The sequence below is a fragment of the Janthinobacterium sp. 61 genome (assembly GCF_002846335.1).
Lineage (GTDB): Bacteria > Pseudomonadota > Gammaproteobacteria > Burkholderiales > Burkholderiaceae_D > Janthinobacterium.
Map to the genome: position 1 here is coordinate 4,861,493 of NZ_PJMQ01000001.1, position 14,501 is coordinate 4,875,993.

The 14,501-nt window shown below is 63.2% G+C and carries 9 protein-coding genes and 1 pseudogene; 7 read left to right on the forward strand and 3 right to left on the reverse strand.

What is annotated here, in order from left to right; all coding sequences use genetic code 11:
• Positions 1-4 precede the first annotated feature (4 nt).
• The 7 genes and pseudogenes from CLU92_RS22045 to CLU92_RS22075 form a co-directional block, all read left to right on the forward strand.
• Positions 5-1,330, forward strand: a pseudogene (locus CLU92_RS22045) (type IV pilus secretin PilQ); the annotation flags it as partial.
• Positions 1,331-1,376: 46 nt separating this feature from the next.
• Positions 1,377-2,219: an Ig-like domain-containing protein gene (locus CLU92_RS22050; RefSeq protein ID WP_101483601.1), complete on the forward strand. Its 843-nt coding sequence runs from the start codon at positions 1,377-1,379 to the stop codon at positions 2,217-2,219.
• A 642-nt stretch (positions 2,220-2,861) separates the two neighbouring features.
• Positions 2,862-4,487: a bifunctional shikimate kinase/3-dehydroquinate synthase AroKB gene (aroKB, locus tag CLU92_RS22055; protein ID WP_101484828.1), complete on the forward strand. Its 1,626-nt coding sequence runs from the start codon at positions 2,862-2,864 to the stop codon at positions 4,485-4,487.
• The gene (locus CLU92_RS22060) at positions 4,484-5,620 is read left to right on the forward strand and encodes a deoxyguanosinetriphosphate triphosphohydrolase (protein ID WP_101483602.1); all 1,137 of its coding nucleotides are present in this window, start codon (positions 4,484-4,486) and stop codon (positions 5,618-5,620) included. Before aroKB ends, CLU92_RS22060 begins: the two co-directional genes overlap by 4 nt.
• 228 nt (positions 5,621-5,848) lie before the next feature.
• Positions 5,849-6,559 (forward strand): sulfate reduction electron transfer complex DsrMKJOP subunit DsrO, encoded by a 711-nt coding sequence (gene dsrO, locus CLU92_RS22065; protein ID WP_071079747.1) that lies wholly within the window; start codon positions 5,849-5,851, stop codon positions 6,557-6,559.
• A 3-nt stretch (positions 6,560-6,562) separates the two neighbouring features.
• Positions 6,563-7,675 carry an NrfD/PsrC family molybdoenzyme membrane anchor subunit gene (nrfD, locus tag CLU92_RS22070; protein WP_101483603.1) on the forward strand — a complete coding sequence of 371 codons (1,113 nt, stop codon included), beginning with the start codon at positions 6,563-6,565 and terminating at the stop codon, positions 7,673-7,675.
• Positions 7,676-7,685: 10 nt separating this feature from the next.
• A complete protein-coding gene (locus tag CLU92_RS22075) occupies positions 7,686-10,907 on the forward strand; it encodes a molybdopterin dinucleotide binding domain-containing protein (protein ID WP_101483604.1) in 3,222 nt (1,073 codons plus the stop codon).
• Here CLU92_RS22075 and CLU92_RS22080 read toward each other — a convergent pair.
• From CLU92_RS22080 to mutY, 3 genes are read right to left on the reverse strand one after another with little or no spacing between them, the layout of a single operon-like run.
• Positions 10,904-11,518, reverse strand: coding sequence for a response regulator transcription factor (locus CLU92_RS22080; RefSeq protein WP_101483605.1), 615 nt, complete (start codon positions 11,516-11,518; stop codon positions 10,904-10,906). The two genes, CLU92_RS22075 and CLU92_RS22080, sit on opposite strands and share 4 nt — an antisense overlap.
• Entirely contained in the window at positions 11,515-13,317 is a 1,803-nt protein-coding gene (locus tag CLU92_RS22085) for a sensor histidine kinase (RefSeq protein ID WP_180338566.1), read from the reverse strand. Before CLU92_RS22085 ends, CLU92_RS22080 begins: the two co-directional genes overlap by 4 nt.
• On the reverse strand, positions 13,317-14,492 hold the full coding sequence (gene mutY / locus CLU92_RS22090; protein WP_180338567.1) for an A/G-specific adenine glycosylase: 1,176 nt from the start codon (positions 14,490-14,492) through the stop codon (positions 13,317-13,319). Before mutY ends, CLU92_RS22085 begins: the two co-directional genes overlap by 1 nt.
• Positions 14,493-14,501: the final 9 nt, after the last annotated feature.

Genomic DNA, 14,501 nt, shown 5'->3' on the forward strand with positions numbered 1-14,501 from the left:
CGTGTATGCCGGCGAGAAGATCTCCGTCGATTTCCAGAACGTGGGTGTGCGCGCGGCCCTGCACATCCTGGCCGACGCGTCGGGGCAAAACATCATCGCCAGCGACAGCGTGACGGGCAACCTGACCCTGCGCCTGCGTGACTTGCCGTGGGACCAGGCGCTCGACGTGCTGCTGCAGGCGAAGGGCCTGGACATGCGGCGCAATGGCAATGTGCTGTGGATCGCGCCGCGCGAGGAAATGCTGGCGCGCGAAAAACTGGAACTGGAGCAGCGCGCGCAGATCGCGGAACTCGAACCCTTGCAGTCGGCCATCTTCCCGCTCAATTACCAGAAAGCGGAAGCGTTCCGCACGGTGTTCGGCCTGGACGCGGGGGAAGGGCGCAGCCGGCTGTTGTCGCGCCGTGGCAGCGTGCTGATCGAGCCGCGCACGAATCAGCTGTTCGTGACCGACGTGCCGGCGCGCCTGGAGCAGATCCGTCAACTGATTGCCAAGACTGATATTGCTACGCGGCAAGTGATGATCGAGGCACGCATCGTCGAAGCGAACGACAGTTTCAGCCGCAACCTGGGCGCGCGCCTGGGTTTTACGGACCAGCGCCTGGCACAGGGCCAGCAGCCCGGTTTTTCTTTGGGCGGCAGTGGACGCCGCGCGGCCATCGGCGGCAGCTACCAGGGTGTGGGCGAGGCGACGGGGCAAACGGTGGCCGGCGCCGGCGCTTTTGTGCCGAACACGCAATTCGTCAACTTGCCGGCCGCCAGCATCAATGGCCTGCCGCCGGCCAGCTTCGCCCTGAGCCTGTTTTCGGCGGCCGCCAACCGCTTTTTGAACCTGGAACTGTCCGCGCTGGAAGCGGACGGCAGGGGCAAGATCATTTCCAGCCCCCGCGTGGTGACGGCCGACAAAGTGCTGGCGCTGATCGAACAGGGCATCGAATTGCCCTACCAGGTGGCCACCAGCAGCGGCGCCACGTCGATCACGTTCCGCAAGGCGAACCTGCGCCTGGAGGTAACGCCGCAGATCACACCGGACGGCAACGTGGTGCTGGAAGTGGACGTCAACAAGGACAGTGTGGGCCAGGAAACCCGTTCCGGCTTCGCCATCGACACCAAGCACGTGCGCACGCAGGTGATGGTGGAAGACGGCGGCACGGTGGTGCTGGGCGGTATTTATCAGCAGTCCGAACGGGGCACGGACAGCAAGGTGCCGATTCTTGGCGACATCCCCGTGTTGGGTGTTTTTTTCCGCAGTACGGGCCGCAGTCAAGAAAAAACGGAACTCATGGTGTTTATTACGCCGAAAATAGTGGCAGATCGCCCAGCAACACGTTAATGTCACATCTTTACGTTTAAGTAACAATGCAAACGAAAGCGGACTGATGACGACTATGCGGAATTTTTCTTTAGGCAATACTTCTTGGAGTGCGGTATCGAATTGGCTGACCTTGCTGTTGCTGGGTGCCTCGCTGGCCGCGTGTGGCGGTGGTGGCGGCGATCCGACCATCGATGGTGGCATCAGCGGCGGCACGACGGGTCCCGTGGCCGCGAAAGTCAGCGTGACCTTGTATAACGCGGCAGGCCAGTTCAGCATTGCATTGAGCAATACGACGCCATTGACGGTCAAGGCTTCCGTCGTAGACGCGAATGGCGCGCCTGTGAGCAATGCACTGGTGACATTTTCCACCGATAAGTCGCTCGCGACGCTTTCTACGACGAATAGCACGACGCTCACCGACGCCAAGGGGATCGCCAGCATTACTTTGGCAGCGTTAAATTCGACGGTCACGGGGGCTGGCAAGGTGACCGCTACAGTGGCGGCAGGCCCCGCCAGCGTAAGCGGTGAGGTGAATTACGAGATAAAGACGGCCCAAGCATCGAGTGCCCAGCTGGCGCTGTCCTTGTTGCGCGGAACCAACGCCAGTCATGCACTGTCGAGTGCTACGCCGCTGACGGCAAGGGCACTGCTCAGTGACCTGAGTGGCACACCGGTCTCGGGGGACCGGCTGGTATTCTCGACTGACCATACTCTTGCGGACATATCCTCGTTGACCGGGATCGCGTTGACGGATGCCGCTGGCCAGGTCCATATGCCTTTGCGGCCTTTGAGCCTGTCAGAGAGTGGCGGCGCCACCTTGCTTGTGACAGCAGCGGTCAGTGCCGCTATAGCCAGTAATCAAGGCAACTATTCTGGCGGCGCGACTGAACTTGCCTTGGCAATCTGAATTTGTTGCCCGCCAGCATACCTGCCTATGGCCCTTCCGTGATCTCTGTGAGTGTGCTCGCTGGCGGTGCCCTGTACACGGGCCAGAAAGGCAATGTGCGTTTCAGCTCCAGTTGTGAACGGCTGTTCTTGCACTAGTACGCCAGCCACGCCTGCGGCCACCATCATGGCCTTCCTGGGCGACCAGGCGGGCACCCCTGTTGCTGATGCTATGCCTGTCGTTTTCCAGAGCACCTTGGGCGCGGTCGGCTCCTGCGGCATGGGCGGCTGTACGACGACGAATGCACTCGATAGCGCTGTATCCGTATCACCAAGCCTCGTACAAAATGTTTTCCCGCCCCATGCACTCGGCGTAGCTGACCGGATGGGAAGCAACATTCAGGGTAACCAGGGAAGCTGGCATACCGTTACAATTAACAGCCTGACGCCAGCAAATTGTGTGGTGGGAGTGGATAGTACGTTCTATGTGGCAAACACTACGCCGTGGGGCAATGTGAGCAGTTACCCGTTTACGCTGAAGTTCTCTTGTTCTTGAGGCAAGGGAAAAACGGGCGGTGTTGAGTTTGAATGCGCGCCCGTTTATTTTCTGAATGATATAAAAGTGTCCGAAATTTCCAACAGCAATATTTTTCTTGTCGGCCTCATGGGCGCAGGCAAAACGACGATCGGGCGCATCCTGGCCCGCAAGCTGGGCTTGCGCTTTGTCGATTCCGACCATGAAATCGAGGCACGCACGGGAGCGACCATCCCGTGGATCTTTGAGATCGAGGGCGAGGCCAGCTTTCGCCGGCGCGAGGCCGAAGTCATCCGCGACCTGAGCGCCCAGGAAGGCATCGTCATGGCCACCGGCGGCGGCGCCATCCTCAACGCCGACAGCCGTGCCTACCTGAAGGAACGGGGCACGGTCGTGTACCTGCGCGCCAGCGTCAGCAACATCCTGGCGCGCACCAGCCACGACAAGAACCGCCCCCTGCTGCAGACGGCAGACCCGCGCCGCAAGCTGGAAGAATTGACATCACAGCGCGAGCCCCATTACATGGAAGTGGCCGACATTGTGATCGACACGGGCCGTCCTAACGTACAATCGATGGTTCAGACCATCCTGATGCAGCTGGCCAGCCTCGAATGCGAGGCGTCGCCCAACTGCGTCATTCATGCAGAGCCTTCGATGAACGAGCAATCCAAAATGTTGTTGAGCGTAGACCTCGACGAACGCAGTTATCCGATCGCCATCGGTCCCGGCCTGCTGGCCGACGCCGATGCGCTGCTGCGCCATATCAGCGGCCACAAGGTGGCCATTGTCACCAATACCACCGTCGCTCCCCTGTACCTTGGCCGTCTGCAGGCGGCACTGGCCAGCGATGGCCGCGAAGTGATCTGCATCGTCCTGCCGGACGGCGAAGAATATAAAAACTGGGCCAGCCTGATGCAGATCTTCGACGCGCTGCTGGCCAATAAATGCGACCGCAAGACCACACTGGTGGCGCTGGGTGGCGGCGTGATCGGCGACCTGACCGGCTATGCGGCCGCCAGCTACATGCGCGGCATCGGCTTCGTGCAAGTGCCGACCACCCTGCTGGCGCAGGTTGATTCCTCCGTCGGCGGCAAGACGGGCATCAACCACCCGCTGGGCAAGAACATGATCGGCGCCTTCTACCAGCCGCGCGCCGTGATCGCCGACACCTCGACCCTGGAAACCCTGCCGGCGCGTGAGCTGTCGGCGGGTCTGGCCGAAGTGATCAAGCATGGCGCCATCATCGATGCTGCCTTCTTCGACTGGATCGAGGCGAACATGGCCAAGCTGATGGCACGCGACAAGGGGGCTTTGGCGTATGCGATTGCCCGTTCGTGCGAAATCAAGGCTGACGTGGTGCGCCAGGACGAGCGCGAAGGCGGCTTGCGCGCCATCCTGAACTTCGGCCACACTTTCGGCCACGCCATCGAGGCGGGCCTGGGCTATGGCCACTGGCTGCATGGCGAAGCCGTCGGCTGCGGCATGGTGATGGCCGCCGACCTGTCCTGCCGCATGGGCTATATCGACCAGGTAGCCGTGGAGCGCGTGCGCAAGCTCGTCGCCGCCGCCGGCTTGCCCGTCAAGGCGCCTGACCTGGGTGTCGATCGCTGGCTGGAACTGATGGAAGTGGACAAGAAGAACGAGGGCGGCGCCATCAAGTTCATCCTGTTGAAACCTCTGGGTAGCCCGTGCATCACGTCCGCGCCGCATGAACTGGTGCTGGCCACCCTGGCCGCCGGAGTACAGCAAGCATGACCCCCGAAGACTTCCTCGCCCCGTATGCGGCCCATTCGGCACAGGGGCAGGGACGTCGCTTTGCCGAAGCGGCACACGCCTCGCGCAGCCAGTTCCAGCGCGACCGCGACCGCATCATCCATTCATCGGCCTTCCGCCGCCTCGAATACAAGACCCAGGTTTTCCTCAACCACGAGGGAGACCTGTTCCGCACGCGCCTGACGCACAGCCTGGAAGTGGCGCAAGTGGGCCGCTCCATCGCGCGCAACCTGCGCCTGAACGAAGACCTGGTCGAGGCGATCGCGCTCGCGCATGACCTGGGCCACACGCCGTTCGGCCACGTGGGCCAGGACGTGCTCAATGAGTGCATGCAGGCGCACGGCGGCTTCGAGCACAACTTGCAAAGCCTGCGCGTTGTCGATACCCTGGAAGAGCACTACGGCGCCTTCGATGGCTTGAATCTGATGTTCGAGACGCGCGAAGGTATTCTGAAACACTGCTCGCTGGCGCATGCGCGTGAACTGGGTCCCGTGGCCCAGCGTTTCATCGACCGCACGCAACCGACGCTGGAAGCGCAGCTGACCAACCTGGCCGATGAAATCGCCTACAACAGCCACGATATCGACGATGGCCTGCGCTCCGGCCTGATCACCATCGCCCAGCTGGAAGAGGTGGAATTTTTCGGCCGCCTGTGGCGCGACGTGCAGCAGGCGTTTCCCGGCCTGTCGGGCCGGCGCGCCATCTACGAGACCCTGCGCCGCCTGATCACGGCGCTGGCCGACGATTTGATCGTCACATCGAATGCCTTGATCCTTGACGCGGCACCGCGCGACGTCAGCGAAGTGCGCGCCTGTGCGCCGCTGATCCGTTTTTCGGATGCCATGCGCACGGACGCGACGGAGCTGAAACGCTTCTTGCGGGTGAATCTGTACCGCCACTACCAGGTCAACCGCATGCGCGTGAAAGCGAGCCGCATCGTGCGCGAACTGTATGACAGCTTCATGGCCGAACCGGCCCTGCTGCCGCCCGACTATCAACTCAAGGATGGCGACGTCACGCAGCAGGCGCGCAAGATCGCCGACTACATCGCGGGCATGACGGACCGCTATGCGATCCGCGAGCACCGCCGCCTGTATTCTCTGGATGAATTGTAGGTCGGGTTAGCCGGAACGGCGTAACCCGACACCACCTCCATCCCTGCCAACAAGGTTGTCGGATGACGCGCTTGCACGCTAATCCGACCTACTCCGCATTATCGATCCTGTCAATTGGCATGATCATCTAGGTCCCCACCCGATCACCCCAATACCCCCGCAGCACCTTCTTTTCTATCATGGCAGCAAGTCAACAAGGGCTTGCCGCCCATAGTCAAGGAGAGTGTCATGATTGAATCGCGCCGCAGTTTTTTGCGCGCCTTGCCAGCCGTCACCATCGGGGCGGCCATCGCGCCGCTGCCCGGCAAGGCTGCCACCAAGGGTGAAGGCGGTCAGCGCTGGGCGATGGTGGTCGATGTGCAGAAATGCATCGGCTGCCAGGCGTGCACGGTCTCCTGCATCATGGAAAACGCCGTGCCGGAAAACAGCTTCCGCACCGTTGTCTCGACCTATGAAGTGAAGGAAGAGAACCGCTGCGGCACCTACATGCTGCCGCGCCTGTGCAACCACTGCGCCAATCCTCCCTGCATTCCCGTCTGCCCCGTAGGCGCCACTTTCCAGCGCAAGGATGGCGTCGTCGTCGTCGATGGTGACCGCTGCGTGGGCTGCGCCTACTGCGTGCAAGCCTGCCCGTACGACGCGCGCTTCATCAACCACGAGACGGGCAAGGCCGACAAATGCACGTTCTGTGCGCACCGCGTGGACGAAGGCTTGCTGCCGGCCTGCGTGGAAACCTGCGTGGGTGGCGCGCGCATCTTCGGCGACCTGAATGATCCGGAAAGCATGGTGCACCAGCTGCTCACCGAGAACAAGGTGAAAGTGCTGAAACCCGAACAGGGTACCCAGCCCCACGTGTTCTATCTGGGATTGGACACGCGCTTCGCCGGCCACGTCGAGGGCGAAGCGACACTTTGGCAACCGAGCAAACACGGGAAATAAACCATGGACAGCCACATCACCGAAATTCTCAACGTCACGCGCGAAGCGGCATGGCTGCCGTGGGCGGTGCAGTATTTTTTCCTTATCGGCCTCAGTTACGGCAGCTTCATGCTGACCCTGCCGTACTTCGTCTTCGGCCGCAAGGCGTATGAACGCTTGGGGCGCATCGCGCTGCTGGCATCCCTCGTCTGCGGCATGACGGCACCCGTGGCGCTGCTGGCCGACCTGCACGGGCCGGGCCGCTTCTATCACTTCTATATTTACTTCCAGCCGCAGTCGTGGATGTCGTGGGGCTCGTTCTTCATTCCCCTCTACCTGGGCTGTCTGATGCTGTATGCATGGCTGGCGCTGCGCGTGGACTTCGCCACGCGGGGACAGGGCCAGGACCGTTTGGCCTTCCTGTACCGCCTTGCCGGGCGCGGTGGCGCCGCTTCGCGCAAAGCCATCTGTATCGCCGCCGCCTTCACCTTGCTCGCCGCCTTTGTCGTGGGTCTGTACACGGGCATGGAAGTGATGGTGGTGCGCGCCCGTCCCCTGTGGTTCACGCCCTTCCTGCCGGCGCAATTCGCCGCCACAGCCTTTGTGGGGGCCGTTGGCCTGGCGCTGCTGTTCAACCGCTTCCTGCCGGGCCGCGACAAGGCACTGGAAGTGTCGCTGAACCGCGCGCTGGCCCTGTCGCTGGCGCTGGTGCTGGCGCTGGGTGGCGGCTGGCTGTTCGTCAGCCTGTCCGGCGTGAGTGCCAGCCACAGCATGGCGTTTACCCAGGTGGCCGGCATGCCGCAATGGCAGTTCACGGCTGTCTGGGCCGTGCTGTCGTCCATCGTGCCGATGGCACTGGCCATCTGGCGCCCGGCCACGAGTGGCCTGGTCAATGGCCTGATCGCGCTGCATAGCGCCTGGATGATGCGCTGGACCATTTTCATCGGCGGCCAGACGATCCCGAAAACGGGCGCGGGCCTGTACGACTACCACCTGCCGATGGGGAACGACGGCTTGCTGGGGATCATCGGCACGGCCGGCCTGTGGATCGCGCTGCTGTTGCTGATGCTGGAATTTTTGCCATGGGCGGGACGCGCGATCGCTACCCGTAGCCGTCCTGCCATGGCCACGCACTGAGGAGTTAATGATGAACGATCAAGTACATAACAACGCAAACAACGGCGCCCCTGAAGACGAAAACGAAAAGCGCCGCAAGCTGCTGCGCTACGGCGCCATCGGCGGCGGCCTGGCCGCCTTTGCCGCCAGCTTTTCCACCACGGCAGGCCGCATGGTCGACCACGCGCTGGGCAAGGACAAGCCGGTGCAGAAACTGCACGGCAATTCCCTGCAACCCGAGTTTTCCGTCGATACCGCCACGGGGAAATTGACGCTCAATCCCGACCAGCAGGTCAGCTACACCATGTGCATGGGCTGCACCACGTTTTGCGGCGTGCGCGTGCGCCTCGACAAGAAAAGCGGCAAGGTGCTGCGCGTGGCGGGCAATCCCTACAGTCCCATGTCGGCCGACCCGGCGCTGCCATATCAAACCTCGATCCGCGACAGCTTTGTATCGCTTTCGCGTTTCCAGGAAAAGGGCCTGAAAGGCCGCTCGACCGCTTGTGGCCGGGGCAACGGCGTGCTGGAACAGATGGAGTCGCCGTTTCGCGTGCTGGCGCCCATGAAGCGCGTGGGACCGCGTGGCGGCGGCCAGTGGGAGCCGATCGCCTTCGATCAGCTGGTGAAGGAAGTGACGGAAGGCGGCGATCTGTTTGGCGAAGGTCACGTGCAGGGCTTGCGCGCCTTGCGCGAGCTGGAAAAACCCATCGATCCGGCGCAGCCGGAACTGGGCCCGCAAGTCAACCAGGTGGGCCTGATGTGCAGCACGGACGATGGCCGCCTGGCATTTGGCACGCGCTTTTTCAAGCAGTCGTACGGCAGTCTGAACTTGGTCAACCATGGCTCATATTGTGGCGGCGCTTACCGCAGCGGCTCCGGCGCCATGTTCGGCGACATGAAGAAAATGCCGCATGCGAAAGTGGACCTGGAAAACACGGAGTTCTGCATCTTTGTCGGCACGGCGCCGGGCAATGCGGGCAATCCATTCAAGCGCCAGGGCACGCTCATAGCGAAAGCCCGCTCGGGCAAACGTGATTTCAGCTATGTCGTCGTCGATCCGGTGCTGACGAATGCGGACAGCCTGGCAGCGGGCGACCGCAGCCGCTGGGTACCGATCAAGCCGGGTACGGATGGCGCGCTGGCCATGGCGATGATCCGCTGGATCATCGAGCAGGAACGCTATGACCGTCATTTCCTCGCGCAGCCCAACCTGAAGGTAGCGGAAGCGGCGGGCGAGGCCGCCTGGTGCAATGCCACGCATTTGATCATCAACGAGAAAGGCCATCCGCGCGATGGCCGCTACCTGCGCGCGTCCGACATCGGCGCGGTGGAGCTGGCGGAAGAGGAGCGCTACAAGGATGGCGACGCATTTTGCGTGATCGACGCTGCCACGCAAGCCATCGTGGCGCACAACGCCGCCAAGGGCGAGGGTCGCTTGTTCTTCGATGGTCCGCTGGAAGTGGCAGGCGCGCCGCTGCACCTGAAGACGGCAATGACGATGCTGAACGAGGAAGCGCAGCGCCACAGCATGGATGAATACGCAGCCGCCTGCGGCATCTCGCGCGACATCATCGAAGGGCTGGCGCAGGAACTCACCAGCCATGGCAAGCGCGCAGCCGTCAATGCGCATGGCGGCATGATGTCGGGCGCCGGTTTCTACAACGCGTATGCGCTGGTCATGCTCAATACCCTGATCGGCAATTTGAACCGCAAGGGCGGCACCCTGGTCAATGGCGGCAGCTTCAAGGATGCGGGCCCCGGTCCGCGCTATAACCTGGAGAGTTTCGACGGTGAGATCAAGGCGGCGGGCATGCCGATCGGGCGTAATGTGCCATATGAAAAAACCTCGGAATTCAAGCTGAAGAAGGAAGCGGGCAAGGCGTATCCGGCCAGGGCGCCGTGGTATCCGAACGCGCCGGCACTGGCGACCGAATGGCTCACCAGCGCCATGAATGGCTACCCGTACACCTTGAAGGCGCTGATACTGTGGAGCTGCAATCCTGTCTACGGAATCACGGGCTTGCGCGCGCAGATCGGCAAGGAGCTGGCCGATCCGAAGAAGATTCCGCTGATCGTCGCCATCGATCCCTTCATCAACGAAAGCTCGGCGTTTGCCGATTACCTGTTGCCCGATACCTTGCTGTATGAAAGCTGGGGCTGGGCCGGCGCCTGGGGCGGCATGCCCGTCAAAATGAGCACGGCGCGCTGGCCCGTGGTCGAACCGCGCGTGCAGAAAACGCCGGACGGCCAGACCATCTGCATGGAGTCGTTCTTCATTGCGCTGGCCAAAACGATGGCCTTGCCCGGCTTCGGCCCCGAGGCCTTGCAAGACATGGATGGCCAGCGCTTCCCCCTGCAGCGCGCGGAAGACTGGTATCTGCGCGGCGGTGCCAACATCGCCTGGCAGGGCAAGACAGCTGTGCCAGAGGCGAGCGACGACGATATCGAATTGTCCGGCGTGGCACGCATCCGCTCCGAACTTGAGCGCACACTGAAACCGGAAGAGTGGCGCAAGGTGGCCTTCATGCTGGCGCGGGGAGGACGCTACCAGAGCTATGGCGAGATGTTCGGCCTGCGCCTGCCGCCACCGGCGAATGCCAAGGCGCCCGTGGTTCCCGCTCCGCTGGTCGACGAGACGCCGTATCCGCAGGACTGGTCCACGCACCGCTATCTGAAGCCCATGATGCTGTACAACGAGGGCCTGGGCGTGAGCAAGAACAGCTTGAGCGGCAAACGCTTCCCCGGTACACCTGCCTGGAGAGTGGCGGCGTTTGCCGACGGCACGCCCGTGCGCAAGGCCTACCCGGCCAGCGAGTGGCCATTCGAGTTGATCAGTTTTAAATCAGCGCTGCAGAACTCCTACAGCATCGGCGCGCGGCGCTTGCGCGGCATCCATCCTGACAACCCGGTTGCCGTGCATCCCGACGATGCGGCCCGTTTGAAACTGGAAAATGGCGATGAAATTTACCTGGAAACGCCGGGCGGCAGGGCCAGGGCCACGGTGATGCTGCGCCATGGCGTGCAGCGGGGCGTGATCGCCGTCGAACACGGTTTCGGCCACAAGGAGCATGGCGCGCGGGCTCACCGCATCGGCAAGTCGCGCCAGCCAGACGAGCCGGCCATCGGCGCGGGCATCAACCTGAACGACCTGGGGTTGACGGACCCGAGCCGCGGCGACAAGAACGTGTTTGTCGATCCCGTCTCGGGCACGTCAGTGCGGCAGGGTCTTCCTGCGCGTATCGTGCGGGCTTAGATTTGCCCACCTGCCATCAGCAGCCGGGCTACCTCGGCTGCTGAATGCAGGCCCAGTTTTTCCATCGTGTTATGGCGGTGCACCTGCACCGTCTTGTCGCTGATGCCCAGCTCGCGGGCGATGACTTTCGAGGCTTTGCCTTCGGCCATCAGCAGCGCCACTTCGCGCTCGCGCGCGGTGAGCCTGGCCAGCGCCGTTTGCGCCGTATTCGCGCTGGCGGCGCTGCGGCTTTCTTCCACGCTGCGGGCCACGGCGCGCGAGACGGCGTCCAGCAGCACCTGGTCCTTGCACGGCTTTTCCAAGAAATCGCAGGCGCCGGCCTTCATCGTCTGCACGGCCATGGCCAGATCGCCGTGGCCACTGAGGAAAATCACGGGCAGCGAGATCGCATGGCGCGCCAGTTCCTGTTGCAGTTCCAGCCCGCTCATCAGGGGCATGCGCACGTCGAGCAGCAAACAGCCCGGCGCATGGCCATCATAGCGTTGAAGGAAATCGCGTGCCGATTCGAATGCCTCCACTTTCCAGCCGGCTGAATCGAACAGATAGGCCAGCGAGCGGCGCATGGCGGCGTCGTCGTCGACGACAAAAAGGATGGCATCGCTTTCATTCATGGTGTTTCCTTGTTTGCTTCCATGCCAGTATCTTCAGGCAGGCGGAACCAGACCGTCAAGCCCGGCGCATCGGCATTGGCGTGCGCCGACAGGCTGCCGCCGAACGATTCGATGATGCTTTTGCTGAGCGACATGCCCAGGCCCAGGCCTTCGGTCTTGGTCGTGAAAAAAGGCTCAAACAGGCGCGCCATCTGTGCCGCTTCCAGGCCGCAGCCGGCGTCGCGAACGGCCACCGTGCAGGCGCCGTTTTCCCGGTGCAGCAGCACGCCGATGGCGTGCCCGGGATTGTCGTTCTCCACCTGCGCGTCGAGCGCATTCTTGAGCAAATTCAGGAGCACCTGCTGTACTTGCTGCGGGTCGGCCAGCACGCGAGGGTCAGGACTGGCAGCGTCGTGGCGCCAGCTGATATTGGCTTGCGGATGGGCCGCGCAAAACAGGGCGACGGCTTGCTCCACGGCGAGGGCCAGGGCGAAGGGGGTGCTGTGCGCGGGCCGCTTTTGCGCCATCGCGCGAATGTGACGGATGATGGCGCCCGCGCGTTCGCTTTGCGTGGCGATTTCCTGCGCGCCGTCGAGCAGGGGCGCCGCGTCCAGCCGACCCGCCGCGATGCGGCGCGCCATGCCGCGCGCGAAATTGCCGATGGCCGCCAGCGGCTGGTTCAGTTCGTGCGCAATGGCGCTGGCCATCTCGCCCAGGATGGCCAGGCGCGCCGTGTGGTCGAGCGTGGCCTGGCGCTGGCGTGCCTGCTCCTCCAGTGCGCGCTGCTGGTGCTGGGCGGCGCGTAATTGCTCCGTGCGCCGGCTGACCAGGTATTCCACGCGCACCGTGTGCACGGCCCAGGCCACCAGCAAGGCCAGCACCAGCAGCATCCAGCCCCAGTAGCGGCGCAGCGCCGTCTCGAATGTCAACTTGTTCAGGTAGGCGTAGGGGCCGATGCGCAATTCACGGAACAGCTCATCGACGATCTGGTAGTCGCTTGGCACCGTCCAGCTGTAGCCCTCACTGGTGCGCGGCATGGCCAGCAAGGCCAGCGCCACTTTTTTCGCCAGCGCCGGCGGCGTCTGGCGCAGGGCCACGAAGGGCCAGTCCGGATACAGCCGCGACGAGCTGGCGCAGCGAAAACCGGGAATCGGACGCGTAGTGATCACGCGCAGTTCGTCAGCCTGCACTTCCCCGCGCGTCACCATCTGTTCCAGCAGGCAGGTGCGCACGATGCCGGCATCCATGCGTCCGGACCGCACGGCTTCGACGATCTGCTGCGACGGGAAACCGCTGTAGCGCAGGCTGGAAAAATCGTGCGCGGGATCGATACCCGCTTCCAGCAGCTCGCGTGCGGCGATCTGGTAACCGCCAAACGCATCGGGCGCCACCGCCATCACGTTCTTGCCCGCCAGGTCGGCCAGGTCGTGCAGCGGCGACGCATTGCGCACGACGATGGCCGAGCCGATGGCCTGGCGTGGCGAGTCGGTCCATGGCGATTCGAGCGTGGCGATGCGGCTCGCGCCATCGCTGTGTTCCAGTGCCACGTAATGACCGCTGCTGGTGATGGCAAAGGCGATCGATTGCGACTGCACGGCGCGCGTCAGGCCCGCCTGGTCGTAGTCGGCCAGTACAAAACGGATGCCGGGGACGCTGGCTTGCAGGTGGCGCGTCACGTACGACCAGTCCTGCTGCACGGCGTCGCTGCCCTTGTAGGCCAGCACGCCAATTCTCACCTCAAGTACTTCGGAACGCTCGTCCGCCGCTTGCGCGCCGTGCAGGCACAGCGCCGCCAGTGTCAATGCGACTAGCCTGCGCACTAGAACATGCTGCGCTGCGCTGCGCGCGCATCGCCGAACAGTTCCAGCAACAGTTTCTTGATGGGGGCGGGCAGCGGCGCGTTTGCAATTTTCGCGCTGTCGTACCAGACGTGGGTCGCTTCCCCGGCCAGTGCCAGGCGGCGCGCCAGGGTGATGCGGCAGGGGACGATGTGCAATTTGTAGTGGGTAAATACATGCACGATGGGCAGCAGCCGCTCCTGCGTCTCGATCTCGCCGAATGGCGCCACGGCGCATGCCAGCGCATGCTGGTCTATCTCTCGCGGTGAGTCTTCATCAGCTAGCACGTGGCCATCGAGTTCGGGCAGCGACAGCAAGCCGCCCCAGATGCCCGAGCCGGGACGCTGTTCCAGCAGCACCTGGCCATCGTCGATGATGAGCAGCATGACGGCGTGCTTTTCCGGGCTGTTTTTTTTCGGTTTGCGTACCGGCAGATCCTTGGTGCGGCCGTTGGCGTAAGCCACGCAGCGCGGCTGCAGCGGGCAGCGGCTGCAATCGGGACTGCTGCGCGTGCACAGGGTGGCGCCGAAGTCCATCAAGCCTTGCGTGTAGGCTTCGATGCCCGTTTCCGGCAGCAGCGCTTCTGCGCGGCGCCACATGGCTTCCTCGACCCGTTTTTCACCGGGATAGGCATCGATGCCGAAGGTGCGCGCGAAGACGCGCTTGACGTTGCCATCCATGATGGCTGCGCGCGTGCCGCTGGAAAACGCGGAGATGGCGGCGGCCGTCGAGCGACCGATGCCGGGCAGGTCGGCCAGGAGGACCGGGTCGCTGGGGAAGATGCCGCCGTATTCGGCGACCACGCGCTGCGCGCATTTGTGCAAGTTGCGCGCCCGCGTGTAGTAACCGAGACCGCTCCATTGCGCCATCACGTCTTCCACCGGTGCTTCCGCCAAATCGCGCAGGGTGGGGAAGCGTTCGAGGAAGCGCGCGTAGTAGCCCAGCACGGCCGTCACCTGCGTTTGCTGCAGCATGATTTCGGACAGCCAGATCAGGTAGGCGTCGCGCGTGTTTTGCCATGGCAGCGCGTGGCGGCCATGCTGCTTTTGCCAGGCGATGACGGTGGCGGAAAAAGTTGGGTCGACATAATTTTCAAGCGCGTTCTCAAACTGAGCTGCGCCCTGGGCGGGCGAGAGCGGATGCAGCAGACGTTTCATGCAGGGTTC